This is a genomic window from Acidobacteriota bacterium (assembly GCA_004299485.1).
GTDB lineage: Bacteria > Acidobacteriota > Terriglobia > Terriglobales > SCQP01 > SCQP01.
In genome coordinates, this window is record SCQP01000018.1 from 1 (window position 1) to 24,475 (window position 24,475).

20 protein-coding genes and 2 pseudogenes are annotated in these 24,475 nt (G+C 64.8%); 10 read left to right on the top strand and 12 right to left on the bottom strand.

The features are described 5' to 3' along the window. Window positions 1-131 precede the first annotated feature (131 nt). Window positions 132-1,400, bottom strand: a complete 1,269-nt coding sequence (locus tag EPN33_13435) for a hypothetical protein (GenBank protein ID TAN20787.1) — start codon at window positions 1,398-1,400, stop codon at window positions 132-134. A 29-nt stretch (window positions 1,401-1,429) separates the two neighbouring features. On the opposite strand from EPN33_13435, the gene EPN33_13440 reads away from it, so the two are divergent. Both EPN33_13440 and EPN33_13445 read left to right on the top strand, forming a co-directional pair. After that, window positions 1,430-2,821 (top strand): insulinase family protein, encoded by a 1,392-nt coding sequence (locus EPN33_13440; GenBank protein TAN20788.1) that lies wholly within the window; start codon window positions 1,430-1,432, stop codon window positions 2,819-2,821. Then, window positions 2,818-4,299 (top strand): insulinase family protein, encoded by a 1,482-nt coding sequence (locus tag EPN33_13445; protein ID TAN20789.1) that lies wholly within the window; start codon window positions 2,818-2,820, stop codon window positions 4,297-4,299. The genes EPN33_13440 and EPN33_13445 overlap by 4 nt, the downstream gene beginning before the upstream one ends. On the opposite strand, the gene leuB is transcribed toward EPN33_13445, so the two are convergent. Continuing rightward, window positions 4,283-5,347, bottom strand: a complete 1,065-nt coding sequence (leuB, locus tag EPN33_13450; GenBank protein ID TAN20790.1) for a 3-isopropylmalate dehydrogenase — start codon at window positions 5,345-5,347, stop codon at window positions 4,283-4,285. The genes EPN33_13445 and leuB overlap by 17 nt on opposite strands. Beyond that, the gene (locus EPN33_13455; protein TAN20791.1) at window positions 5,332-6,492 is read right to left on the bottom strand and encodes a 2-isopropylmalate synthase; all 1,161 of its coding nucleotides are present in this window, start codon (window positions 6,490-6,492) and stop codon (window positions 5,332-5,334) included. The genes leuB and EPN33_13455 overlap by 16 nt, the downstream gene beginning before the upstream one ends. A 69-nt stretch (window positions 6,493-6,561) precedes the next feature. Here EPN33_13455 and EPN33_13460 point away from each other — a divergent pair, with 69 nt between their 5' ends. From EPN33_13460 to EPN33_13480, 5 genes are all read left to right on the top strand, one after another. Continuing rightward, a complete protein-coding gene (locus tag EPN33_13460; protein ID TAN20792.1) occupies window positions 6,562-7,488 on the top strand; it encodes a LysR family transcriptional regulator in 927 nt (308 codons plus the stop codon). 9 nt (window positions 7,489-7,497) lie between these two features. Then, window positions 7,498-9,429 carry an ABC transporter ATP-binding protein gene (locus EPN33_13465; protein TAN20793.1) on the top strand — a complete coding sequence of 644 codons (1,932 nt, stop codon included), beginning with the start codon at window positions 7,498-7,500 and terminating at the stop codon, window positions 9,427-9,429. Between the two features lie 56 nt (window positions 9,430-9,485). Then, window positions 9,486-10,568, top strand: coding sequence for a hypothetical protein (locus EPN33_13470; GenBank protein ID TAN20794.1), 1,083 nt, complete (start codon window positions 9,486-9,488; stop codon window positions 10,566-10,568). An 81-nt stretch (window positions 10,569-10,649) separates the two neighbouring features. Then, window positions 10,650-10,847, top strand: coding sequence for a hypothetical protein (locus EPN33_13475; GenBank protein ID TAN20962.1), 198 nt, complete (start codon window positions 10,650-10,652; stop codon window positions 10,845-10,847). 786 nt (window positions 10,848-11,633) lie between these two features. After that, the gene (locus EPN33_13480; protein TAN20795.1) at window positions 11,634-14,150 is read left to right on the top strand and encodes an amidase; all 2,517 of its coding nucleotides are present in this window, start codon (window positions 11,634-11,636) and stop codon (window positions 14,148-14,150) included. Window position 14,151: 1 nt separating this feature from the next. Here EPN33_13480 and EPN33_13485 read toward each other — a convergent pair whose 3' ends face one another. The 3 genes from EPN33_13485 to EPN33_13495 form a co-directional block, all read right to left on the bottom strand. Then, on the bottom strand, window positions 14,152-14,586 hold the full coding sequence (locus tag EPN33_13485; protein ID TAN20796.1) for a hypothetical protein: 435 nt from the start codon (window positions 14,584-14,586) through the stop codon (window positions 14,152-14,154). A 16-nt stretch (window positions 14,587-14,602) separates the two neighbouring features. Continuing rightward, window positions 14,603-16,294, bottom strand: coding sequence for a 30S ribosomal protein S1 (locus EPN33_13490; protein TAN20797.1), 1,692 nt, complete (start codon window positions 16,292-16,294; stop codon window positions 14,603-14,605). A 176-nt stretch (window positions 16,295-16,470) separates the two neighbouring features. Further along, complete coding sequence (locus tag EPN33_13495) at window positions 16,471-17,238, bottom strand: DNA replication protein DnaC (GenBank protein TAN20798.1); 768 nt, start codon at window positions 17,236-17,238, stop codon at window positions 16,471-16,473. A gap of 39 nt (window positions 17,239-17,277) precedes the next feature. On the opposite strand from EPN33_13495, the gene EPN33_13500 reads away from it, so the two are divergent. The 3 genes from EPN33_13500 to hemB are packed head-to-tail and all read left to right on the top strand — an operon-like array spanning window position 17,278 to window position 20,243. Further along, a complete protein-coding gene (locus EPN33_13500; protein TAN20799.1) occupies window positions 17,278-17,898 on the top strand; it encodes a hypothetical protein in 621 nt (206 codons plus the stop codon). 4 nt (window positions 17,899-17,902) lie between these two features. Continuing rightward, window positions 17,903-19,216, top strand: coding sequence for a CCA tRNA nucleotidyltransferase (locus EPN33_13505; GenBank protein TAN20800.1), 1,314 nt, complete (start codon window positions 17,903-17,905; stop codon window positions 19,214-19,216). Between the two features lie 49 nt (window positions 19,217-19,265). Further along, on the top strand, window positions 19,266-20,243 hold the full coding sequence (gene hemB, locus EPN33_13510) for a porphobilinogen synthase (GenBank protein ID TAN20801.1): 978 nt from the start codon (window positions 19,266-19,268) through the stop codon (window positions 20,241-20,243). On the opposite strand, the gene EPN33_13515 is transcribed toward hemB, so the two are convergent. The 6 genes and pseudogenes from EPN33_13515 to EPN33_13540 form a co-directional block, all read right to left on the bottom strand. Next, entirely contained in the window at window positions 20,206-20,520 is a 315-nt protein-coding gene (locus tag EPN33_13515; protein ID TAN20802.1) for a hypothetical protein, read from the bottom strand. The two genes, hemB and EPN33_13515, sit on opposite strands and share 38 nt — an antisense overlap. A 115-nt stretch (window positions 20,521-20,635) precedes the next feature. Continuing rightward, the gene (recA, locus tag EPN33_13520; protein ID TAN20803.1) at window positions 20,636-21,712 is read right to left on the bottom strand and encodes a recombinase RecA; all 1,077 of its coding nucleotides are present in this window, start codon (window positions 21,710-21,712) and stop codon (window positions 20,636-20,638) included. A gap of 101 nt (window positions 21,713-21,813) precedes the next feature. Beyond that, window positions 21,814-23,052, bottom strand: coding sequence for a hypothetical protein (locus EPN33_13525; protein ID TAN20804.1), 1,239 nt, complete (start codon window positions 23,050-23,052; stop codon window positions 21,814-21,816). A 30-nt stretch (window positions 23,053-23,082) separates the two neighbouring features. Beyond that, window positions 23,083-23,163: pseudogene (locus tag EPN33_13530) on the bottom strand (VapC toxin family PIN domain ribonuclease). 328 nt (window positions 23,164-23,491) lie between these two features. Continuing rightward, a pseudogene (locus EPN33_13535) lies at window positions 23,492-23,572 on the bottom strand (AbrB/MazE/SpoVT family DNA-binding domain-containing protein). 15 nt (window positions 23,573-23,587) lie between these two features. Beyond that, on the bottom strand, window positions 23,588-24,445 hold the full coding sequence (locus tag EPN33_13540) for a class I SAM-dependent methyltransferase (GenBank protein TAN20805.1): 858 nt from the start codon (window positions 24,443-24,445) through the stop codon (window positions 23,588-23,590). Window positions 24,446-24,475: the final 30 nt, after the last annotated feature.

Sequence of the window (24,475 nt, forward strand, 5' to 3'; positions counted from 1 at the left end):
CTAAGAAAGTGGCAGCCGGGCTGGGGCAAATGGGCCCCCGGCCCGGCCATAGCGGGCGGCTGAGCGAAGCTCTGCCGGGTGCCCGCGTTTAAGAGAGGCTGCCCGGCAGCTTCGCGCTCACCGGGAAATAGCTAGGAAACCAGTAGCTTCCGCAAGGCTGCGAGCGGTATGCCGGCCCAATCCGGCCGGCAGTTCCGCTCGTAGGCCAGTTCGTACACGGCTTTTTCGCACTCGAAAAATGAACAGGCGCGCGTAAACGCCGCGTCATCCTCCGGCACCAGCCGCACCGGCGCCAGGGCCAGGGCGCTGCGGTATCCGCCTAAGAACGCCTCCCGTGCTGGCCCTTCCCAGTCCGGCCGCGCCGCGGCGTGCGCCGCATAGCCGAACGAGCGCAGCATCCCCGCCACGTCCTGCATCACCGTCCCCTTGCGCCGCCGCTCCGCCAGCGGCCGTGCCGGCTCGCCTTCAAAATCGAACAGGTAGAAATCGCCCGCCGTCTTCAGGACCTGCCCGAGGTGATAATCGCCGTGGATGCGTATTGTCTGGCAGCCCAGGAGGCCCTCCAGGCCCGTCTCCCCGGCTCCCATCCGGGCACACCAGTGGCGCAGCAACGCCGCATCCTCCGGCGCGGCCGCCGCCGCTCCGACGAGTGCGCGCTCGCGCCAGCGCTCGAGATCCGCCGTGCTAATTGGTTCCGGCGTGAAGTCCGCCTCGGCGGCAATCGAGGCAAGGGCGGCATGCAGCTCGGCGGTGCGCCGGCCCAATAGTTCCAGATCGGCGAGCAGCGCCTCCGGGTTCTCGCCCGTGCGCAGCCGTTCGATCGCGTATTCCCAGCCATCGCCGTGGTTGGGAATGAAGTTTTGCAACACCGCCAGAGTTGCCACCTCGCCGCCCCAACTACGATAGGTTATGCGGCCGGCGGCTGCGGGCACGTTGCTGAAACCGGTGTGCGCGGCGAGCGCCCGGGGAATTTCGAAATCGGGATTCTCGCCTACCTGCACGCGCCGGAACAATTTCAGAATCCAGCGCGGCTCGTTCGCGGCGCCGGTGTAGAGGATCGAAGTATTGCTTTGCTCCGCGCGCGAAAGCCGGCTGGAAACAAACACCCCTAGCGGCATCAGCGCTTCAAAATCGAATCGGCCCTGCGCACCGGCAATGCGCGCGCCTTCCTCCAGCAAATGGAACCAGTGCTCGCGCGCCGCCTCTGCCAGTCCCGATCCGCCATCATACTCGGGCAGCGCATAGCGTACCGCGGGATGGCCCGCGGGCGTTATATCCACGAGCGCCAATTCCGGAATGCGATCCCCCAACTCGACGGCCGCAACGAGCGTATCTTTCGCCCCATACCAGCGTTGAGCCAGCAGCCACGCCGCGAATTCCGGATCGACCGGTGGCGCCATGCCTCTTATTCTGGCATGCTCAATTCAGCATGCGGTTTCAATTCGTCGCAGTTACTCTCCTTGCGTCTTTCGGCTTGGCGGCGAGCTTGGCGGCACAGGCCGTGTCGGTGCCCCCAATTCCGTTCAGCGAGTTCAAGCTGAACAATGGCATGCGGGTGATCCTGTCCGAAGACCACACTCTGCCGGTGGTGACCGAGAGCATGCTGTTCGCCGTTGGCGGACGCAATGAGCCCAGGGGGCAGTCGGGCTTTGCCCATCTGTTCGAGCACCTGATGTTCGAGGGTTCGGCGCACGCGCCTAAAGGCATGTTCGATCACCTGGTCGAAGGCTACGGCGGCACGGACAATGCGTCGACGCACGAGGACTACACCTTTTATTTCGAGAGCGTGCCCAGCAATGTACTCGAAACCGTGATGTGGCTTGACGCCGACCGGCTCTCGGCGCTCGATGTCACCCAGGCCGCAATGCAGAACCAGATCAAGGTGGTCGAAGAGGAAAAGCGCCTGCGCGTCAACAACTCCCCCTACGGTCCCCTGATGTACGTGGACCTGCAGCAGCAGGCCTTCGCAAACTGGCAGAACGCGCACCCAGTCATCGGCTCGTTCAAAGACCTGAATGCCGCCACGCTCGCACAAGTGCGGCAGTTCTTCGATGACTATTACGCGCCGCGCAATTGCATTCTGACGATTGTGGGCGACTTCGATAGCGCCCAGGTCAAGCCCATGGTGGAGAAGTACTTCGGCTGGATTCCCAACCGCGGCAAGCCGCTGGCCGTCAACACCAAAGAGCCGCAGCAAGCTCAGCCGCGCCGCCAAACCCTCCACGACGCTCTGGCGAAGCTGCCGGCGCTGACCATGAGCTGGCACGGTCCGGAGCGCGGCACCCGCGACTTCTACGCGCTGACAATGCTGGGCCAGCTCCTGTTCTCGGGCCAGGGTTCGCGCCTGTATCAGTCGCTGGTAAAGGATCACAAGGTCGCGCTGCAAGTGGATGGCGGCCTGGGCTTCCCCATGGGCAGCTACCGCGATTACCTGGCGCCGGGGCTATTTGCCGGCCTTGTGGTCTATAAGCCCAACGCCAACGCTCAGCAAATCGAAGGACTGGTGATGCAGCAGATTCACCAGATCGAAGCCACCGGCGTCTCCACGGAAACCCTGCATCGGCTGCAGACCAAATTCGCCTCCGACTGGATTCGAGTGCAGCAAACCACCCTCGGCCGCAATCAGTTGCTGGCGCTGGCGACGCTGTTCGACGGCCGCCCCGGCGACGCCAACACCGAACTGGCGAAGTTCATGGATATTAATTCCAACGATCTGGAGCGCGTGGCGCAGACCTATCTCACCAGCGCCCGCCTGAATCTGATCGTGGACCTGCCAGGCAAGCCCGCCGCCAAAACGGCTGCGCCGGGAGGTCAGCAATGATCCGGCGCCTTCTACTCCTGCTCGCACTGTTCGGTTTGGCGCTGGCGGCGCAAGCGCCCACCTTCATGGAGAAGCCGCCGCAGGTTCCTCCCGCCAAGGCCTACGCTCCGCCCACGAGTCAGGTCGATCAGCTCCCCAACGGCCTGCGCATCGTCGTGGTGCAGGACCAGCGCTTCCCGCTCATCACCGTGCATCTGGCGCTGCGGGCGGGCACCTCACGCCTGACGCCGTCCAACGCCGGCCTGGCCAGCGCCGAAGCCGACCTGCTCACTGCGGGCACACCCACGCGCACCGCCCTCCAGATCGCGCAGCAGCTCGATGCCATGGGCGGCGACTTAAGCGCCAGTGCGGATCAGGATTTTCTTTACGTCAACGCCTACGCCCTCGGCAGCCGCGCCCATCAGTTGTTCGAGCTGCTGGCGGACGTGGTGCTGCACCCCACCTTTCCGCAATCAGAAGTCGCGCTCGAGAAAGCCAATATGCTGCAGACGCTGCGGGCCAACCGCGCCGATGCGGGCTTTCTGGCGTCGGTGCAATTCAACAAGCTGCTGTTCGGTAATAATCCCTACGCCATCACCGCGCCCACGCCCGAGTCCATCGCGCAAATCAGCCGCCAGGCGCTGGTGTCGTTTCACCAGAACTATTTTCTACCGAACAACCAGGCCGAGATCGTGATCGTGGGCGATGTGCAGGCAGCACGCGCGCACAATCTCGCGCAGCAATATTTCGGAGGGAGCTGGCGGCTGGGCGCGCCCCTGCCGCCACCGGCGCCGCCCGTCGCCAATCCCAAAACCACGCGCATTTATCTGGTCGAGCGGCCCGGCTCGGCGCAATCTACCATCCTGCTTGGCAACCTCGGCTTGACGCGCACTTCGCCCGACTACTTCCCTTTTCACGTCGCCAACGAGGTGCTGGGCGGCAGCTTCAACTCCCGCCTCATCGCTGACCTGCGCGAAGCCAAAGGCTACACCTACGGCATTTACAGCTTCAACGCTCCCTACCGCGATCTCGGCGCCTGGATGATCTCGACCCAGGTGCGCACCTCGGTCACCGCGCCGGCGCTGAAGGCGATTCTGCAGCAATTGAATGCGCTCCGCTCGGCGCCAGTCAGCCCCCAGGAGCTGACGCGGGCGAAAAACTACCTCAACGGTTCGTTCGTGCTCGGTTTGCAAACTCAGCGCGAGCTCGCCGACGCCATGCTGACGCCCGGCCTCTACGGGGTAGGACCGGACTGGCTGGCCAACTATGTCGACAACGTGCGTTCGGTGACTGCAGCCGAGGCCCTGAATGCAACCAAGGATGTGATCCAGCCCCAGCACCTGGTGATCGTGGTCGTCGGCGATGTGAAGCAGATCGAGGCCGGCCTGGCCAATCTCATCCCCGGCGCCACCATGACCATTTTTGACGCCACCGGCAAGATGGTGGGCACCTATCCGCCGGAAGGCGCCGGCAAGACCAGGGTCATAAACCCGCAATAACCGCGGCCGTGAACGCCGCGGTGGAAGCCACCGGCGCACCCGACACCGCGAGATCCGCAGGCAGCGGCCCCCGCCGCAGCGCCGCATCGACGGCGGACTCGATGGCCGCGGCAGCCTCTTCGTGCGGAAACGAATGCCGCAGCATCATCGCCGCCGACAGGATCGCGCCGGCCGGATTGGCCCGGTCCTTTCCGGCCAGATCCGGTGCCGAACCATGCACTGGCTCATACAGCCCCACCGCGCCGCCCAGCGAGGCGGAGGGCAGCAAGCCCAGCGATCCCGCCAGCACTGCGGCTTCGTCGCTCAGGATGTCGCCAAACAAATTGCCGGTAGCGATCACATCAAAACTCCCCGGTCGCAGCATGAGTTGCATCGCCGCATTGTCCACGTAGAGATGATCCAGCCGCACATCCGGAAACTCCCGCGCGACCCGCACGAACACCGAGCGCCAGAGCTGGCTGACTTCGAGCACGTTGGCCTTGTCCACGCTGGTCAGGTGGTCGTTGCGCTCCCGTGCCAGCTTGAACGCAAAGCGCGCCAGCCGCTCGATCTCCCCGGCGCTATAGCGCATGGTGTTGTGCGCCTCGGTGTGATCAGGCGCGAACCCGCGTGGCTCGCCAAAATACAGGCCTCCGGTCAGCTCGCGCACCACCACCAGATCGGTCCGCGCCGCGATCTCCTCGCGCAGCGGGGTTGTGCCCGCGCCCGCGACACGCCGCACCGGCCGCACATTTGCCCAGCACCCCAGCAACTTGCGCAGCGCGAGCAAGCCGGTTTCCGGTTTCCGCTCCGGCGGTTCACCATCGAATGCCGGATCACCCACCGCGCCCAGCAACACCGCCTTGGCTTGGGTTACCGCGGCGCGCGTCGCCGCCGGCAACGGCTCACCGGTAGCGCGCAGCGCCGCGCCGCCAATGAGCTCCTCCTCGGCCTCAATGGTGAAATCAAACCGCCGCCCCGCCGCCTCCAGCACTGCCAGCGCGGCGCGCGTGACCTCCGGTCCAATCCCATCGCCCGGCAGGCAGATCAACTTCACGATGCTTTGCATGTTTGCCGGAGAAGGCCGTGCAGCGCGGCGTCAGAGACAATCTTGTCGCGATCGGCAAGCGCCAGAAACTCCGCGTAGGCCGCATTGAGCTGTCCGCGATCCAGACTATAGCCGAGCTGCCGCAACCGCTCGCCCAGCGCGTGCCGGCCACTGTGTTTGCCCAACACCAGCTCATGTCCGCCGCGGCCCACCGTGGAAGGCGTCATGATGGCGTAGGTCAGCGGCGACTTCAGCATCCCGTCCTGATGAATGCCCGCTTCGTGAGCAAAGGCGTTGGCCCCCACAATCGCCTTGTTCGGCTGCACGCCGATGCCGGTGATCCGGCTCAGTAGTGCGCTGCTGGGATGCAATTGTTCCAGCCGCAGCCCAGTGGCAAACGGCAGCGCGTCGCCGCGCACGTACAGCGCCATCACGAACTCCTCCAGCGCCGTATTGCCCGCCCGCTCGCCAATGCCATTCAGCGTACATTCTACCTGCCGCGCGCCCGCCGCGACCGCCGCCAGCGAATTTGCCACCGCCAGACCCAGATCGTCGTGGCAGTGTGCGCTCCAGACCACATCGCCGCCGCCGCGCACCTGCGTCCGCAGCCAGGTGATTAATGCGCCAAACTCCTGCGGCACCGTGTAGCCAACCGTGTCGGGAATATTGATCGTCCGCGCGCCCGCGGCAATCGCCGCTTCGCACACCGCGCCCAGAAATGCCCGGTCGCTCCGCGTTGCATCTTCGGGGGAAAATTCCACGTCGGCGGTGAACGTCCGCGCCAGTGTCACCGCTGCCGTCGTCGCCATCAGCACCTCCGCCCGCGTCTTGCGCAGCTTGTGCTCCAGATGGATGTCACTGGTCGCCAGAAACAGATGCAACCGCGGCCGCGCCGCCCCGGCGAGCGCCGCCGCCGCGCGCCGCACATCGACCTCCAGCGCCCGCGCCAGCGCCGCCACCGTCACCGTCCGGCACGCTTCGGCTACCGCCGCCACGCCGGCAAAATCGCCCTCGCTGGCGATGGGAAAGCCGGCCTCGATCACGTCCACCCCCAGGGCCGCAAGCTGCCGTGCCAGCGCCAGCTTTTCCTGCGGCGTCATACTGAAGCCCGGCGCCTGCTCGCCATCGCGCAGGGTCGTGTCAAAGATGCAGATCCGCTCCGCCATGCCTTGAGTTTCCCGGCGACACACGTCTAAGTCAAATGGATAATAATTGTCATAGTATAATCATTAATTATGGATCTTGCCGATCTCGAAACCCTGCTCACCGTCGCCCGGGAGCGCAGCTTCTCGCGCGCCGCAGAAAAACTGCACCGCACCCAGCCGGCGATTTCCCAGGCCGTGCAGCGCCTGGAGCACGATTGCGGCGAAATCCTCATTGATCGCGCCAGCCGCCGCGCCCGCCTCACCCCGGCTGGAGAACTGGTCGTCCAGCGCGCCGAGCAGATGCTGCGCGAGCGCCTCCGCCTGCAGCACGAGCTGAGCGAACTGCGCGGCCTGCATCGCGGCAAGGTCACCGTCGGTGCCAACGAGAGCACGGCGTTTTTTCTGCTGCCCATCGTCGCCGCCTATCGCGCCCGCTGGCCGGAGGTCAAAGTCGAAATCCGCCGCAGCCTTTCGCGCACCATCCCCGCCGAAGTGCTGGCCGGCAATCTCGACCTGGGCGTCATCGCCTACGATCCGGAATTGCGCGAGCTCAGCGCCGAGGTCGTCTACCATGACCGCCTGGCCTTCATCGTGTATCCGCGCCATCCCCTGGCCCAGGCAGCAAAACCGGTGCCGCTAAAGCGCCTGGCCTCCGAGTCCTTCATCGCCCACAACGTCGAATCCCCGTACCGCGACTTCACCGTCAGCACCTTCCGCCGCGGCCAGGTCCCGCTCAACATCGCCGTCGAGATGCCCACCATCGAAAGCATCAAGCACCTGGTCGCCCGCGGCCTGGGCGTCGCCTTCGTACCCCGCATTTCGGTCGAGCAGGAACTCCGCGCCGGCGCCCTGCGCGAAGTGTCGATTCGCCAGTTCAAGGTTGAGCGCCCGCTCCGCCTGGTCGCCCCGCGCCACGGCCGCCTCTCCCACGCCGCCGCCGCCTTTGCCTCCCTCGCGCGCAGAGCGCCCCCAAACCTTCCGTCCGCAAACTGTAAACTGTTAACTGTTAACTGTTAACTTTTTTCAATGATTCAACTCTCTGGCGCGGCCAAGCACTTTGGCGGGCGCACCCTCTTTCAGAACGTGGATTTGCTGATTCCGGACCGTACCCGCGCGGGCGTGGTGGGGCCGAACGGCAGTGGCAAAACCACGCTCATGCGCATCCTGACCGGGCTGGACTCGCTCGACGAAGGCAAGGTGGTGCAGAACCGCGATCAAACCGTCGGCTACCTGCCGCAGGACGGTCTCCACGCCGCCGGCCGCTCCCTGGTCGACGAATGCCGCTCGGTATTTGCCGATCTGATGGCCGTCGAGCGCGAGCTGTTGGAAATCGAGGGCCAGCTCGAGCACACCGACGATCTGTCGCTCTTCGAACGCTACGCCGACCTTCAGGAACGCTTCCAGCTTGGCGGCGGGCCGTCGCTGGAAGCCAAAATCGGCACCATCCTCAAAGGCCTGGCATTTACGCCTGCGGATATGGCTCGGCCCTGTGAGGACTTCTCCGGCGGCTGGCAAATGCGCATCGCGCTGGCCAAGCTGCTGCTCGCTGAACCGCAAGTCCTGCTGCTGGACGAGCCGACCAACCACCTGGATCTGGAAACCCGCAACTGGCTGGAGGATTACCTCAATCACTATCCGCACACCTGCCTGCTGGTTTCCCACGACCGCTACTTCCTCGATGCCGTGGTCGAGAAGGTCATCGAACTCGGTCAGCAAACGATCACTCTCTACACCGGCAATTACTCCAGTTTCCTGAAGCAGCGCGATGAGCGCCTGGAGCAGCTCCGCGCCGCCTACAAGAACCAGAAAGACCGCCGCGAGCAGCTCGAAGCCTTCATCAACAAGTTCCGCTATACCGCGACCAAGGCGGCGCAGGTGCAGAGCCGCATCAAGGAACTCGATCGCATGCCGGAAATCGAGATCCCGCCCGCGCAGGAAATCATTCACTTCTCCTTTCCCCAGCCCAAGCCCAGCGGCCGCCGCGTGCTCGAGCTGCGCCAGATTTCCAAAGCCTACGGCGACACCCGCGTGTTCGAGAAGCTTGACGTGGTGCTCGAGCGCGGTGACCGCATCGGTCTCATCGGCCAGAACGGCGCCGGCAAATCTACCCTGCTGCGCCTGCTCGCCGGCGTCGAGTCGCCCGATGCGGGCGAGCGCGTCGAAGGCCACCAGGTCACGCTCGACTTTTTCGCTCAGGACCAGTACAAAGCCCTCGATCCCACTGCCCGCATCCTGGATGATTTGACCTCGATCAGCCCGGCGCTTATGGTCCCGCAGTTGCGCACTTTGCTCGGCAGCTTTCTATTCCACGGCGACGACGTTTTTAAGCGCATCGGCGTGCTCTCGGGCGGCGAGCGCAACCGCTACGCCCTGGCGCGCATGTTGCTGCAGCCCTCGAATTGCTTACTGCTCGACGAACCCACCAACCACCTCGACCTCCAGGCCAAAGAAGTTTTGCTGGAGGCGCTCAAGAACTACAACGGCACGGTAATTTTCGTCTCTCACGACCGCGCTTTCATCGATGGCCTGGCCTCGAAGATCATCCACGTCACGCCCTTCGAACAGGGTGGCGGCGTGGAGATCTATCCCGGCGATTACGAACAATACCGTTGGCATCTGGACCAGGCGAACGCAGAGGCCAGGGGGCAGGGGCCAGGGACCAGCGAGGCTGCACGCACGCCCTCGGCCAGCCCGGGCAAGTCTCCGAAAGTAAAGCGCGTCAACCCGCAGCGCCAGGAGGCCTTGCGCAATTCCATTGCCGCGCTGGAAAAGGCCATTGCCGAGGCCGAAGCCGACGTGCAGCGCATGGAATCAGAAATGGGCAGCGAGCAAACCTTCCGCGACGGCACCCGCGCCGCCGCCCTCATGAAGGCCTACCAGGAGCGCCAAGCCGACCGCTCCCGCCTCTACGCCGAGTGGGAACAAAAAAGCGGCCAGCTCGCCGCCATCGTCGACTGACGCCATCGCCGGGGGCGGCACGCTCGCAAACCGCGCCAGTTGCCCTGCTCTTCCTCATGCACCTCGGCCACGCAACGAGGGCAGTCACCCTCGCCACCGATCTTGCCGTAAAATGTCCTGTGGCCGACGCTCCCCATCGCTCTGCGCTCGATGAGCTTTGCCCCTCCGGGCTTTATCCAGCGATTGCCGCTGCACATGCCGATTCCATCGCAGAAAAAACCATCCTAACCGAGCTGGTATCTGACAAGCTCAGTCTGCCGCCCGACTCGACCCTCGTTGCTTTCGGGTCACTAGCACGCGAAGAATGGTCCAGCGGCAGTGACCTCGATTGGGTGCTGCTAGTCGATGGGCAAGTCAGCCCCGCCCATTTTAGTGCCATGCTTAAAGCACAGCGTGAGCTCGAGCACCTTGCGCCGGGCGCAACCGGCACCTTCGGTGGCCTCGTCTTTAGCCATCAGCTCGTACACCTGATCGGTGGCCAGGATGACAGCAATCGCAACCTCACTCTGCGTATGCTCCTCCTCCTCGAATCGGTTGCCTTAGGCCAACCTCCAACGCAGGCCTACGACCGCGTGCTAAACGCGCTGCTGAGCCGCTACCTCATTGAGCCGAGCTCGTTTTCGCAAAAAAAACTGACGCCGAGATTTCTGTTGAACGATCTGATCCGCTATTGGCGAACGCTCGGCGTTGATTTCGCCGACAAATTTCACGACCAGGCCGGAAAAAAAGCAGTCCTGCGCAACGTGAAACTCCGCTTCTCGCGCAAACTGATCTACACCGCCGGCCTGTACTCCTGCCTGCGCTGGTACGAAACCCAGCCGCAGCCTAACGCAAGCGAAACGCTCGACCACTTCCGCCACCTCGCCACCACCCCACCGCTTGAGATCATCGCCCAGGCCTGCCTCGATCAGGATGCCTCACCCACGACAAGGGAGGCGATTTTCACCAACTACGAGATTTTCCTTTTAGCCTTGCGCGATAAGCGCGAAGAGCTCGAGCAGCTTCCTCCAGGCCAAGCTGCAGCAGATCCGCTGTTCAACCACTTACGCGATGCAAGCCACCCGTTCGAAAATGCACTGATGGACCTGCTCGCTGCTAAAAACCTCGGCTCGCAACTGGTTCGCTATGCCATCTTCTGAAAACACTATCGGCTTCTCCACAGGAGCCATCAGCAAAGGCGACTTCCGCACCGCGCTCGACCTCTTGCGGCCGCTCAACCTCTGCACCGTCGAGCTGTCCGCCCTCCGCCGCAGCGAGCTCCCCACGCTCCTTGCCGCCCTCCCCAGCCTCGATCTATCCGCTTACTCCTACGTCTCCCTCCACGCGCCCAGCCGCCTCGATCCCAGCGAAGAAGCCCTCGTAATCGAAGAACTCTCCCACATTCCCGATCAGATCAGATGGATCATCGTTCACCCTGATGTCATCGCCAATCCCATGCGCTGGCAACCGCTCCAGGCCCGGCTAGCGATTGAAAACTTGGATACACGCAAATCTGCCGGCCGCACGCCGGAAGAAATGCAGCCGCTCTTCGATCAACTGCCGCAGGCCAAACTATGCCTCGACCTCGCCCACGCGGAAAAAGTTGATCCCACAATGCTCGTGGCTCAGGCTATGATCCGCCAGTTCCGTGATCGTATAATTCAGGTTCACCTCAGCGAGATCACCACCGGCAGCGAGCATCGCTGTCTCAGCATTCAGGGCGTCGAAGCCGCCCGGCGCGTCGCCAAGCTCATCCCTGCCGACGCGCCCGTGATTCTCGAAACCCCCGCCAGCTCGCCAGAGAGCATGCTCCACCAGATCCACCTCGCCCAGCGGATCTTCCACCCCGCACTCGAGGACCTCAAGTCCGATATCGACTCCAAGCTCAACTCTCCCTACAATCGACAGGAAGTCGCCAACATTTTTCTGCGCTCCCTAAGCGGTGCGACGGACGCACGCGCCGGCATCTTCAACCTGCCCTACGGCGGAGCCATCGCCCGCGGCCAGGTCTTCGTATCCCCCAAGGACCTCTACAACTCACTCACCGCCGCCGAACGCAGCGAAATCGAGGACCACTATGCCCTTCGACTCCGCCAAGTGCTGGACGAATTCCCGACCCTAGCCGCACTGGTCGCGCCCGCCCAGACACGATAGTCAGAGCCTGCCTGACCCCATGCCCAGCAGTCCGCTCGGTGTGCTACCATCCCGGCGAGGCTTGGGATGGCATGAAACCGCTCTTCCGTTACGCTCTGGGCTTGACGATGCTGGCCATGGCGCTGGTGGCGGTGCGCGCGGCGCACGCCTTCAGCTATGTCGGTGCCCCGAATGGCACGTTCTGGGGCATTCAGGATGCGGCGCCGCCCGGCGTCGATACCGGCAGCATCTGGGGCACCCAGACCGGCGAGGGTGCGCGCGCTCCCTTCACCACCACGATCAACGGCTACGGCGGGCTGCGGGTACGCATCGATAGCTCGCCTGCGCCCCGCTTCAACGGCCAAATGCTGCGCGGCTTTGGCCTGCAGTTCGACGGCCATGAGCACTCCGTCAGCACCCGTGCCGTGGCCTTGGGCCCTGCCAACATCACCCGTTCCATCTGGATTAACCGGCAGGCCAACTGGGGACGCTGGCTCGATACCTTCACCAACACCTCCGCGCGCCCGCTCACGCTCGATGCCGCCTTCGGCGGCCAGACCGGTATTGGCGCCTCCGGACCGTATTCCAGTTATCTCGTGCGCACCTCCAGCGGTGGCACGCGCGTAAGTCCGCACGACGTCTGGATCGCCTATGCCACCCCGGCCGCCAAACAGGCCTCGCGGCTGGTGGGAGGCACGCAAATCACCGTTACCGGCCGGTTTTTCTTTGCCGGCGATTGGCTCAACGATCCCTTCCGGGACTCTCTCCGCTACCGTGGCTATCGGCGCAATTTCCCGGCCTTCGTCAATACGCTCCACATCCCCGCGGACCAGAGCCGCTCGCTGCTGCACTTTGTCGTGCTGGGTCCGCGCGTCAACGCCCAGACCTCGGCCGCTGCCCAGGCACGTGCCGAAGCCATGGCTGGGCAACTGGCCGCCCATCCCAATCTCGCCGGCCTCACGCCCGCCGAGATTTGCTCGGTGGCCAATTTCACCCTCACCTGCCCGGCCACCGCAGCGCGCCGTGTGCCGCAGCCGCCGCCCCCTGCGCCCCTGCCCACAACCACCTCCGTCGCCTATAACGTCGTAGGCAAGACCATCGATCAGTTGCAGGCCGCGATGGAGTCGGGCGAGACCACCTCGCAGGCCATTACCCAGGCGTACCTGAACCGCATCGCCGCCTACGACCGCGGTCAGTTCGGTTTTCATGCTTTCGAGATCGTCGCCGGGAACGCGCTAGCGCAGGCGAAGGCTACTGACGTCGCGCGCCGCGCTGGCCGGCGGGGCCGCCTGCTGGGCATTCCCGTCGCCATCAAAAATCTCTACGACACCTTCGACATGCCCACCACCAACGGCAGTCTGACCTTCGCCGGCTTCCGTCCCGCGCACGATGCCTTTCAGGTCGCACGGCTGCGCTCTGCCGGAGCCGTCATCATCGGCAAGGCCGCCATGGAGGAATACGCCACCAACGGCTTCTATTCCAATGATGCCTGGGGACAGGTCTGGAATGTATTCAGCCCCTCGCGCTCGGCGCTCGGCTCCAGCGGCGGCTCGGCCGTCGCCGTAGCCGCAAGCTTTGCCGCTGCCGCGTTGGGCACCCAGACAGGCGACTCGCTCTACGCACCCGCGAGCGCCGCCGGTCTGGTCACGCTCCGGCCCACCGACGGCATGGAGAGCAGCTCGGGCATCATGCCGCTTGTCTGGATGACCGATACCGGCGGCGTGCTCGCCCGCTCCGTCCCCGATCTGACGGATATGCTCAACGTGGTGACCGGCACCGACGCGAATGATCCTGCTACCGCCGAAGCGAATAAACATCGGCCCCACAACTGGCGCAGCGTGCTGGACCCCAATGCCCTCCGCGGCAAGCGCATCGGCATCATCGCCTCGGCCTGGCGGGATCCGTTCGGCACTCATGAAACCCTGGACGCCGAGAAAGCGGCGTTACGCTTCTTCACCGCCGCTGGCGCCACCCTGGTCCCCATGGGCGCCACCGTCGGCGGGCCCGACCGTCCGCCGCACCCCCGCGACACTGCCGGTGGCAATCTCGAAGCCGAGGGTTGGATGCGCTACCTTGACCGCCACCCCGAGCTGCTCGCGCAAGGCTTTCCGCTGCATAACTTTGTGCAGGTGGAGTGCTCGCAGAAAATGATCGCCTATTCCCGCCTCCCTCTCTCCGCGTGTGCCGAGCCGGAGCCGCCACGCATGAGTGCAGCGCAAATTGCCGCCCATCGTGCGTATCGCCACCTGCGTCAGGCCGGCGTCCGGGCCTGGCTTAACGCCGCCGGCGCCGATCATCGCGGCGTTGATGCGGTCGTCTATCCCGGTCTGTTAAGCGAAATCAGTCTCAACGACGGAGGGGGCGAGCGCCCCAGCTTTGGCCGCCGCGACACGCCCAGCGCCGCCAATGGCGTACCTACCGTGGTGTTTCCCGCCGGCCGTGACATCCTCGGCAATCCCGTGGATATTGAGCTCCTCGGCCGCGCCCGGGATGACGCCAAGCTGGTCGGCATGGCCTACGCCTTCGAGCTGCTTGCCAACCGCGCCGGTGACGGCCATGTTTCGCCATCCGCGGTTCCACCGCTGCGCTACGTGGGGCGGAAGCGATGAACTAGGCGGCTTTCGGGCGGCGGCGCGAGGTGGACTTGCCGCGCGCGAGGGTTTTCATTCCGGTGCGCGTCACGCGTGGCTTGGCCTTGGGCGAGCGCGCCTGCGTGCCCGTGCGGCTGCTGGCAGAGCGGGCGCGGATGGGCTGGATTTTCGCCCGTGCCGGCCGGCGCGTAGCCGGCCTGGCTTCCACGGTTTCCGGATAGACGAGCTTGTGGAAGCGGCTGCCGGGCTTGTCATCATAGACGAGTTCGAGGCCGCGCTCGTCGAAGACCCCGAAGAAGTCGTCCCAGGAGACGTCGGCCAGCTCGCCCGGAAGGTTGGCGGCAAACTCGAAGCGCAGCATCCCGCCGCTGCGGCTCACCACCGAAGGAGTGGCGTCGTGGTCTTCCGCCCAGCAGCGAATCTCATCGTGATCGCGGGTTGTATGGGAGGCCATCCCCGCTTGGATGCGCCTAGGACGAGGACTCGTTGCCCGCACGCTTCTGGGAAACGTGCTCTTCGATCGTGGCCCCGGTGTTGCCCGGCTGATGGCGGTAGGACTCGATCAGGTCGCGCTCGGAGTCGTGCAGCGCGGAGCGCAGACTGAGGCCAATCTTCTTGTCCCCCGGGCTGAGCTTGATGATCTTGAACTCGTATTCGTGGCCGATGATGGGCGGCCCACCATCGGTAATCGCCTGGTTAATCTCGGAGTTGTGGCACAGGCCCTCAATGCCACCCTCCAGCTCTACAAATGCCCCGAATGGCGCCAGGCGCAGCACCTTGCCAGGCAGCACTTCGCCCAACTGGCGGGTGGCGAAGAAGTTTTCCCAGGCATCGGGCTCAAGCTGGCGTATGCCCAGCGACAGGCGCCGGTTGTCCACATCGATGCTCAGGATCTTGGCCCGGACCTTATCGCCTTTCTTAACCACTTCCGAAGGGTGCTGGATGCGCTTGGTCCAGGAGAAGTCGCTGATGTGCACCAGCCCGTCAATGCCATCTTCGATTTCGACGAAGGCGCCAAAGTCGGTCAAGTTGCGGACCCGTCCCTCGACAATGCTGCCCGGCGCAAAGCGATCAGCCAGCGTTTCCCAGGGATTCGACTGCGCCTGCCGCAGCGAGAGCGACATCCGCCGCTCGCCCGGATTGACGTCCAGCACTACCGCCTCGAGCTGCTGCTCCATTTCCACAATCTTCGAGGGGTGCTTGGTGCGCTTCGACCAGGACATTTCCGAGATATGGATCAGCCCCTCAATGCCTTGTTCCAGCTCGACAAAGCAACCGTAGTCGGTGACGCTCACGACTTTGCCCTTCACCCGCGCGCCCACCGGATAGCGCTCCTTGGCGTCCGCCCAGGGATCGGGCAGCAATTGCTTGAAGCCCAGCGAGACGCGCATGCGCGCCTTGTCGAACTTGAGCACCTTGACGGTGATCTCGTCGTTGGGCTGCACCATTTCACTGGGATGGGCGACGCGGCCCCAGGACAGGTCGCTGACGTGCAGCAGACCATCGATGCCGCCCACATCCACAAACACCCCGTATTCGGTGACGTTCTTGACCACACCCGTCACGACCTGGCCCTCTTCCAGCGTTTCCAGGGTTTGGGTGCGCCGGGCGTCGAGCTCATCCTGCAGCACCGATTTGCGCGAGACCACAATATTGCCGCGCTTCTTGTTCAGCTTGATGATGCGGACGCGGACTTCCTGGCCGAGAAAGACGTCCAGATTATGCACGGGGCGTAAATCCAGTTGCGAACCGGGCAAAAACGCCTTCACCCCGATATCGCAGGCCACTCCGCCCTTGATGCGCTCGACGACGCGGCCCTGCATGATGGTGGCCTGCTCGTGGGCGTGCTCCAGCTCGTCCCACAGCCGCAGCCGCGCGGCGCGCTCGTGCGACAGGCGCAGCCCGCGCTCGCCGCCCTCATGCTCGATGACGACATCGATGATGTCGCCGGGATGGACCTGCGCTACGCCTTCGGCATCCACGAACTCGCGCAGCCGCACCACACCTTCGGATTTCTGTCCGATATCCACGACGACGTCTTCGCCGTCGATCTTGAGGACGGTGCCCTTAAGCACTTCGCCTTCACTGGCCTGGTTTTGCTGTTCAAATGTTTCGAGGAGCTGTTCGAAGTCTTCCATGAGGTTGCGAAATACGGACGGCAACGGCTATCACGCCCGCCGGTGGCCGTCCAAGGCGCCTGCTGAATTGAGCCGGATCTGCTTCGGAGCGCAGTAGTTATGATAGTCCCCAACCTCGGCAACTGTCAACGCGGGACTGGGGGAGCCGGCCAGCGGAAGGCCTGGGACGCGCAGCCCCGCGCCAGGGCGGCGCGAGCCGCTCAACGAACCACGGGGGCGGCGTAGGTACGCCGGAAATCGCTGCCGTGGAGAGCCACGAATACGCACATTTCATAGAGGCGCGAGCGCAGGCGCTCGCCGACGGCATCGAGCAGCGAGCCAGGATCGGGGCTGTCAGCGGCAGCCAGGCGCGAGCGCGGCTCGCGATCTTCCAGATTGGTGGTCACAATCGTGGCTCCGTTATTCATGTAGCGGTGGTTGAGGATATAGTGCAGCGTCTCCAGCGCCCAATCGGTCGCGCGCCCGACGCCCAGATCGTCCAGCACCAGCACCTCGGCTTCGAGCAGCGGCTGCACCACGCCCGCCTCCGTGGCCGGATTGGCGGGATCGAAGGTGGCCTGAATCTGCTTCAGCAGGGCGCGGTGATCCACAAAGCGGCAGCCAAACCCCCGCTCCAGCAGCTTGGCCGCAATCGCCACCGCCAGGTGGGTTTTCCCCGCACCCACACCGCCGTACAGCAGCAGGCCGCGCGGCCCGCGGTTGGTATCCGGAGGGAAATCACGTGCATAGGCAATTGCGGTCTGGTGCGCCAGGAACAGCTCGCGCGAACCCTCGGTGTGGAAATTATCCAGCGTGCAATGTTCATAACGCGGCGGAATATTGGCCGCGGCCAGCAACTCCGCGGCGCGCCGCGCAAAATGACAGTCGCATCGGGTCGCGCGCGCGGGCGCCCCGGCAGCTCCGGGCAACATCCTCCATCCCGTGCCGCCGCACACCGGACAGCTTTCCGCGGAAGCAGTCGCAGCCATGCCAGAAGCATAGCAGGCCCGTGCTAGACTTGGCGGACCATGAGCGCTATCGCGCTATCCGCCGATGCCGGTCTGGTCGCCCTTGCGCTGCTGACCGTCAATATCCTTCTCGGCCTGCTGATCTCGGTGCGCTACGATCCCCTGCGCTCCTGGCCGCACTGGCGCGGAGATATTTTCGATCTCCATAATTGGACCGGCTATGTCGCCCTGGCCGCGGCTGCCCTGCATCCCCTCCCGCTGCTGGTTTCGCAGCGAGTGCCGTTCACCTGGACCCAGATTCTCTGGCCCGCGCATGCCCCGCAGCAGCCAAACGCCAATCTGATCGGCGCCGTCAGCCTGTATCTGGTCGCCGTAGTGGTTCTAACCTCATACTTCCGCGTCACACTGGGCCGCCGCCGCTGGAAGCTGCTTCACTTCGCCTCCTACGGCGCGGCGGCGCTGTTTTTCCTGCACAGCCTGCTGCTCGACCCCGAGATGCTCAACCGGTCGATAGACTGGCTTGATGCCGAAAAAGTCTTCGTAGAAATCTGCTTTCTGATCGTGCTGGTAGCCACGCTGGCGCGCTGGCAATACGGCCAGCGCCACCCGCAACGGCTGCGCGTCACGCCCGCCAGCCGGTACATCCCCGGATTCAGCCGCCGCGGACACGATCTAGACTGAAGCGATGTCAGAAGTAGCCGCCAGGCGGATTGCGGATCGGTTGCGCGCAGCCGGATTTCAGGCGCTCTACGCCGGCGGAGCGGTGCGCGACCGGCTGCTCGGGCGCGCAGCTCAGGACTTCGACGTAGCCACTGACGCCTCGCCCGACCAAGTGATGGCGCTATTTCCCCGGCACTCGGCGGTCGGCGCGCAGTTTGGCGTGGTGCTGGCGCACGAGCCGGAGGCCAGCATCGAGGTCGCCACCTTCCGCACCGAGGCGAGCTATCACGATGGACGGCATCCGGAAGGCGTGCGCTACGCCACCACCGCGCGCGAAGACGTCCTGCGGCGTGATTTCACCATCAATGGCCTGCTGCTCGATCCGGCCACGGGCGCAATCCTTGATTATGTTGGCGGTCGCGCCGACCTCGACGCGGCCATCATCCGCGCCATTGGCGAACCCGAGCGCCGCTTTCAGGAAGACCGGCTGCGCATGCTGCGCGGGGTGCGCTTTGCGGCGCGGCTCGGTTTCACCATCGAACCTGCGACACTGGCGGCCATCCGGCAATATGCCGGAGAAATCGGCCAGATCAGCGCCGAGCGCATCCGCGATGAAATTCTGAAGATGCTGACCGAAGGCCACGCCCGCCGCGCCTTCGAGCTGCTCGACGCGACCGGCCTGCTCGTCCACATTCTGCCCGAAGTGGCCGCCATGCACGGCGTCGAACAGCCGCCCCAGTTCCATCCCGAGGGCGATGTTTGGATCCACACGCTGCTGCTCCTCGAAGCCCTGCCCCATCCGGTCTCGCCGGCTCTGGCGCTCGGCGCGCTGCTCCACGATGTCGGCAAACCAAAAACCTTCCGCCGCGCCCCCGACCGCATCCGCTTCGACCGGCACGCCTCCGTCGGCGCCGCCATGGCCGCCGCTATCGGCCAGCGCCTGCGCTTGTCGAAGGCCGATCGCGACGAGGTGGTGGCGCTGGTGGCCGAGCACATGCAATGGATCGAGCTGCCCAGGATGCGCGAAAGCACCCGCAAGCGCTTCCTCCGCCGCCCGGCGCTTCACGATCACTTGACGCTGCTCCGTCTGGATTGCTCGGCCAGCCACGGCGACCTCAGCCTCTACAACCTGGCGCGCCAGCAGCTAGCGGCCCTCAAGCCCGACGAGCTGCGCCCACCGCGTCTGCTGACCGGCGCGGACCTGATCGCCATGGGCTACCCCCCCGGCCCGCGCTTCAAGGAAATCCTCGACACCGTCGAAGACGCCCAACTCGAAGGCGTCCTCGCCGACCCCGCCGCCGCTCGCGCCTTCGTCTCCGACCACTTCCCCGCCCCCTGAGCCCGCCAACTGTAAGCTGTAAGCTGTAAACTGTAAGCTTTTCTTCCTCATGTTCCCCACCCACCGTCCCCGCCGCATTCGCCAAAACCCGGGCCTGCGCACCTTGGTGCGCGAAACCCGCCTGAGCCGCGACTGCATGGTGCAGCCGCTGTTTGCGGTGCCGGGCAGCGGTGTCCGCAAGGAAATCGCTTCCCTGCCCGGCCAGTACCATCTTTCAATCGATAAGCTGACCGAGGAGGCGCGCGCGGTGGCCGACGCGGGCGTGCCCGCAATTCTGCTGTTCGGTATTCCGGAGCACAAGGACAACGAAGGCAGCGGCGCCTGGATTCAGGACGGCATCGCCCAGCAAGCCACACGGGCGCTGAAAAAGCACGTGCCGGCTCTGCAGGTGATTACAGATCTCTGCCTGTGTGAGTACACCGCGCACGGCCATTGCGGCATCGTCGGAAAGCGTGGCCATTCCGTCGAGGTGCTTAACGACCCTACGCTGGAGCTGCTCGCCAAAACCGCGGTTTCGCAAGCGGAAGCCGGCAGCGACCTGATTGCGCCCAGTGACATGATGGATGGCCGCGTGCAGGCCATCCGCCGCGGCCTTGACGGCGCCGGCTTCATCGGGCTGCCCATCATGTCCTACGCCGCCAAATTTTGCTCGGCGTTTTATGGTCCCTTCCGCGAAGCCGCCGGCTCGGCGCCGCAGGAAGGCGACCGCTCCGGCTACCAGATGGATCCGGCCAATGGCCGCGAGGCGCTGCGCGAGATGGCGCTCGATCTGGCCGAGGGCGCCGACATCCTCATGGTCAAACCCGCGCTGCCTTATCTCGACGTGCTCCACGCCGCGCGCTCGAAGTTTGCCGTGCCGCTCGCCGCCTACCAGGTCTCGGGCGAGTACGCCCAAATCCTCGCGGCGGCGCGCGCCGGCTGGCTCGACCAGGAGCGCACCATGTGGGAGACCCTCACCGCCATCCGCCGCGCCGGCGCCGACCTCGTGATCACCTACTTCGCCCGCACCGCCGCCGCCAAGCTGTAAGAGGACGGTGCCGTCTGCTGCTCCACGCAAGTGGCCTAACTGTGCCACGTTTGCTCATAAGGCCTGTATTTGCAATGACGGGCGCGGCACACGTGTGCGGTGCTCCCCTTTTTTGGTCCAGTTCAGGTGAGACATTCAGCCGGTTGGGGGTCCCGTCCAGACCGCTGTGGCCAGGCGGTGATGACGCGCGCAGGTGCGGGACAGTGGCGAACTCGTGAAGATTGAGACACTCGTCCCGCATGCGCCCGTTGCAGCTCTCGATGAAACCGTTCTGCATCGGCCGGCCCGCCAGACCGCCTTGGTGCCCGTCGGGTGGCCCTCCCGGCGCACTTTGCGTGCAGGTTCGCTTCACCCGCTATGCCGGAGTTCGCTGCCAGGCCAAGTTGCCACGCTCAGGAGCGGCGGGCGGGAGCGGCGGCGGCGGCGCGCGAGGAGGCGGGCGGAGCGGCGGGCTCGGTGGGTTCTGAGGAAGCCGAGGGGAGGAGGCCGAGGCGCTGGCGCATCTGCTGATCGAGTTTCTGGAAGATGTCGGGGTGTTCGGCGAGAAACTGCTTGGCGTTTTCGCGGCCCTGGCCGATGCGCTCGCCGGCGTAGGAGTACCAGGAGCCGGATTTTTCAACCACGTTGTGGGCGACGCCGAGATCGATCAGGTCGCCGGTGGCGCTGATGCCTTCGCCGTACATGATGTCGAACTCGGCTTCGCGGAACGGGGCGGCAACTTTGTTCTTGACGACTTTGGCGCGGGTGCGATTGCCAATGACGGCGTCACCGTCTTTGATGGCGGCGATGCGGCGGATATCTACCCGGACGGTGGAGTAGAACTTGAGGGCACGGCCGCCGGTGGTGGTTTCCGGGCTGCCGAACATGACGCCGATTTTTTCGCGGATCTGGTTGATGAAAACCATCGAGGTGCGCGACTTGGAGACCAGGCCGGTGAGCTTGCGCAGGGCCTGCGACATCAGGCGCGCCTGGAGGCCGACATGGGAGTCGCCCATTTCGCCATCGAGCTCGGCTTTGGGCACCAGCGCCGCGACGGAATCGACAACGAGCACATCGACGGCGCCGGAGCGGACGAGCGCTTCGGCGATTTCCAGCGCCTGCTCGCCGAAGTCGGGCTGCGAGACCAGCAAGTTGTCGATGTCCACACCCAGTTTTTTGGCATAGGCAGGGTCGAGAGCGTGTTCCGCGTCAATGAATGCAGCCATGCCGCCGGCTTTTTGCGCCTGTGCGATGACCTGGAGGGCGAGCGTGGTTTTGCCGGACGACTCAGGACCGAAGATCTCGATCACGCGGCCGCGGGGCATGCCGCCGACGCCGAGAGCCGCGTCGAGCGAGAGGGCGCCGGTGGAGATGACGGCAATGGGGCCGATGGCGTCATGCGAGCCCAGGCGCATGATGGAGCCTTTACCGAATTGCTTTTCAATTTGCGAGAGAGCGGCATCAAGGTTTCGGCTGCGTTCGTCTGACATGGGGGAATGGTAGCACGCGCCGAAGGCGAAGATAAAGCGAAATGTCCATGAAGGGGGAACCCGGATGGGGGTGGTGGAGGGTGAGGGGTGGGCGGTCGCGACTAGAACGGAAGTGGGGCACTGACGGTCTGGAAGCGGACGCGCCAGAGCAGCGAGCCGTTGTTGCGGGCGAGACCGATCATCCCCCCGCTGCCGTCCCAGAAGACCACGGCGGTGCGGGCGATGGCGGCGAGCGTATCGACTGGCTGGTCGGCGTGCCAGCGCTCGATACCGCTGACGGCGTTGTAGAGGAGTACGCCAGAATTCGTCTGCACCACGACAGCATCGGCGGAGGCGTGGAGGCGGGGGTTGCGGCCAGCGTCCGCGGAGACTTCGCGGGAATAGAGACGTTCGCCAGAGGCAAGGCTCCAGCCGAGTAGTTGGCTGGCGCCATCGTTTTTTGGCTCGAGCATAATTGCCGCCAGGTGGGTCAAGGCGAGTTGGGGCGCGGGAGCGCGGCGGGGAGCGTGCCACACCGCGCCGGCGTAGGTGCCGCCGCGGATCACGGGCTGATCGCCGGCCCAGTCGGTGAACAGGAAGCCACTGTCGTCGAGCTCGGCGAGGGGGAAGGTGTCCGCGCCGGCCTCCGCAGGCTGATGGCGGTCGAAGAGACGGCGGAAGGGGGCGGCAAGGAAGAATTCGTGGCGGGGCTTGGCGTAGAGCAGCAGGCCGCGGCCGTCGCCGCGGAAGGGATACACCTTGGCGGGCACGGTCACCGGCTGAAGCGCGGCGGCGCCGGGCTGATAGCGAAGCGCCTGCACCACGTTGCCGCGATGACGCTCCAGCATGAGGACACCAGTCGAAGGCAGGGGCATGAGACTGAGTTCGGAGTCCCGGTCCAGATCGAAGCCATGGTTGGGCTGACCATCGGAGGCATCAAGAATCTCGAGGCGGTTGGGCGTGTGGAGGTAGAGGAATCGGCCGGTGTTATCGACCACCCACTCGCGCACGGCGGCGTGATCATGGCACCACAGGCGATGGCCATCGCGGGTGCGCAGGCGGCAGATACGGGTGGTGTAGTGATGCAGGTGAGGAGCGATGGCGACGGTCCAGCCCAGCAGCAGCAGGCCGTGGCCGTCGGTGTAGGTCTGGCCGGTGTAACGCGGAAAGCGCCAGAGGACATGGCCGGTGTGGGCGTTGAGGGCGACGCCGTCGAGGGGCAGAAAGATCGTGTCCGGCGCGACCCGGTAGACGGGCTGCACCGCCCGCGCGGTTACGCCCAACACCAGCAACAACAGCAGTACAATTCCGAGACCGGTTCCCGCGCGCTGCATACTCAACCGCCGCCAGAGTACGCGCATCGAGAGCGGGATGCAAACCGGAGGAATTACCTAGACGAACCAATTTTCGAGACGGAGGCCGGGGACGCGGCTGAACTCGAGGGTGTTGCCGGTGACGAGAGTGCAGTCCAACCCGGCGGCAGGTATTGCGCAATCTGCGCCGCCACTGGCCCGCGAGGATCGCGAACGGCGCGGGAGGCACTATCGGTGTCGAGCCAACGGCCGTTCAAAAGTCCACCGGCTCGGGCGGGGGATCTTCGATTTCCGGGAACGGCTCGTCGATCGGGGGCTTCTGCGCCAGCCACTCGAGCAGGCCGAGTGGTTCTTCCAGCTCCAGTACCAGGCGGCCGCCTTTGGCGGCAGCTTGGAGGAGCCCTGAGCGCCGGCGGCCGGACCCTGCCGGGAATCGAAGCCCGCACTCCAAGCGACCAACGGGAGCGACCCGGGCAAAATGTGGCGAGCCACCCCGATGAATCGCAACTTCCGGACCCGGAAGCTCGAACTCCTTGGGGATGCGGACCGCTTGACTGCGGCCATTGCGGCGATTGAGGGAGCGTTAGTCCTTCCAGGCGCGCACGACCAAGTGGCCATAGACGAGCGTCGTGGGATCGCCTGCGGGAGCTATTTGACACGCATGAAACAGTGGGCCGCCCGCCTGCATTATGCCCTCCGCGAGCAGCCAGATTAAATGCAAGAGACCCTTAAGAGCCACCAGGTGAAAACGGTTCTGGAAAGTCCAGGTTTGGTCGAAAGTCTGGGGGCGCCCGGTCCTGCTCTTGCGGCGCACCCGGCGCAGGGTTCGCAATGGCCATTCGTGAAAAACTTCGTAAACCGCACGCGCCCACGGATGGAGTTGAACAGCGAAGATGTCCCAACGGGCGAAGCCGGCAGCCCGCAGCATCGCGTCCAGCGGCGCCCTGGTCTCGAAACGCGTCACGCCATCGCCCTTCGGAGGCGGGTAGTTCGGAAAACTGAAGAAGAGCATTCCGCCATTGCGGAGCGTGCGGCAGGCGTTGCGCAGGCCTTGTGCGGGGTCGGGAACGTATTCGAAAACATCGAGTCCGAAAACCAGGTCATAGTCGCGTAGCGAGCGTGGCCACTCCGTGCTCGCCAGATCCGCCACTTCGGCGTTGACGTTTGGCACAGACGCGAACCGCCGTTGCAGCTCCAGGATCAGGAGCGGCTTCACGTCCACGAGGGTGACCTGTTGCATCAGCGGCGCTAGTCTATAGCCCGTGTAGCCATTGCCGGGTCCGGCCTCGAGCACCTGCATACCGCATCGCAGGGGGCAAAATTGGAACAAAAGGTGATCGCGAACGGCCAGATCGTGCAGCGGCGCGGCCAGCAGGTCGCGCAAGCGCGAGGCCGGACGGCGGATTCCAGTCTCAAGTTCCGCAAGCGCTGGTGACAGCATGTGTCTCTCCGCGTCCGCCCATGCAATCCG

What these genes read in the sequence shown, in the direction of transcription:
- EPN33_13435 (TAN20787.1), bottom strand. Translation starts at nt 1,400, where the DNA reads ATGGCGCCACCGGTCGATCCGGAATTCGCGGCGTGGCTGCTGGCTCAA.
- EPN33_13440 (TAN20788.1), top strand. Translation starts at nt 1,430, where the DNA reads ATGCGGTTTCAATTCGTCGCAGTTACTCTCCTTGCGTCTTTCGGCTTG.
- EPN33_13445 (TAN20789.1), top strand. Translation starts at nt 2,818, where the DNA reads ATGATCCGGCGCCTTCTACTCCTGCTCGCACTGTTCGGTTTGGCGCTG.
- leuB (TAN20790.1), bottom strand. Translation starts at nt 5,347, where the DNA reads ATGCAAAGCATCGTGAAGTTGATCTGCCTGCCGGGCGATGGGATTGGA.
- EPN33_13455 (TAN20791.1), bottom strand. Translation starts at nt 6,492, where the DNA reads ATGGCGGAGCGGATCTGCATCTTTGACACGACCCTGCGCGATGGCGAG.
- EPN33_13460 (TAN20792.1), top strand. Translation starts at nt 6,562, where the DNA reads ATGGATCTTGCCGATCTCGAAACCCTGCTCACCGTCGCCCGGGAGCGC.
- EPN33_13465 (TAN20793.1), top strand. Translation starts at nt 7,498, where the DNA reads ATGATTCAACTCTCTGGCGCGGCCAAGCACTTTGGCGGGCGCACCCTC.
- EPN33_13470 (TAN20794.1), top strand. Translation starts at nt 9,486, where the DNA reads ATGCACCTCGGCCACGCAACGAGGGCAGTCACCCTCGCCACCGATCTT.
- EPN33_13480 (TAN20795.1), top strand. Translation starts at nt 11,634, where the DNA reads ATGAAACCGCTCTTCCGTTACGCTCTGGGCTTGACGATGCTGGCCATG.
- EPN33_13485 (TAN20796.1), bottom strand. Translation starts at nt 14,586, where the DNA reads ATGGCCTCCCATACAACCCGCGATCACGATGAGATTCGCTGCTGGGCG.
- EPN33_13495 (TAN20798.1), bottom strand. Translation starts at nt 17,238, where the DNA reads ATGGCTGCGACTGCTTCCGCGGAAAGCTGTCCGGTGTGCGGCGGCACG.
- EPN33_13500 (TAN20799.1), top strand. Translation starts at nt 17,278, where the DNA reads ATGAGCGCTATCGCGCTATCCGCCGATGCCGGTCTGGTCGCCCTTGCG.
- EPN33_13505 (TAN20800.1), top strand. Translation starts at nt 17,903, where the DNA reads ATGTCAGAAGTAGCCGCCAGGCGGATTGCGGATCGGTTGCGCGCAGCC.
- hemB (TAN20801.1), top strand. Translation starts at nt 19,266, where the DNA reads ATGTTCCCCACCCACCGTCCCCGCCGCATTCGCCAAAACCCGGGCCTG.
- EPN33_13515 (TAN20802.1), bottom strand. Translation starts at nt 20,520, where the DNA reads ATGCAGAACGGTTTCATCGAGAGCTGCAACGGGCGCATGCGGGACGAG.
- recA (TAN20803.1), bottom strand. Translation starts at nt 21,712, where the DNA reads ATGTCAGACGAACGCAGCCGAAACCTTGATGCCGCTCTCTCGCAAATT.
- EPN33_13525 (TAN20804.1), bottom strand. Translation starts at nt 23,052, where the DNA reads ATGCGCGTACTCTGGCGGCGGTTGAGTATGCAGCGCGCGGGAACCGGT.
- EPN33_13540 (TAN20805.1), bottom strand. Translation starts at nt 24,445, where the DNA reads ATGCTGTCACCAGCGCTTGCGGAACTTGAGACTGGAATCCGCCGTCCG.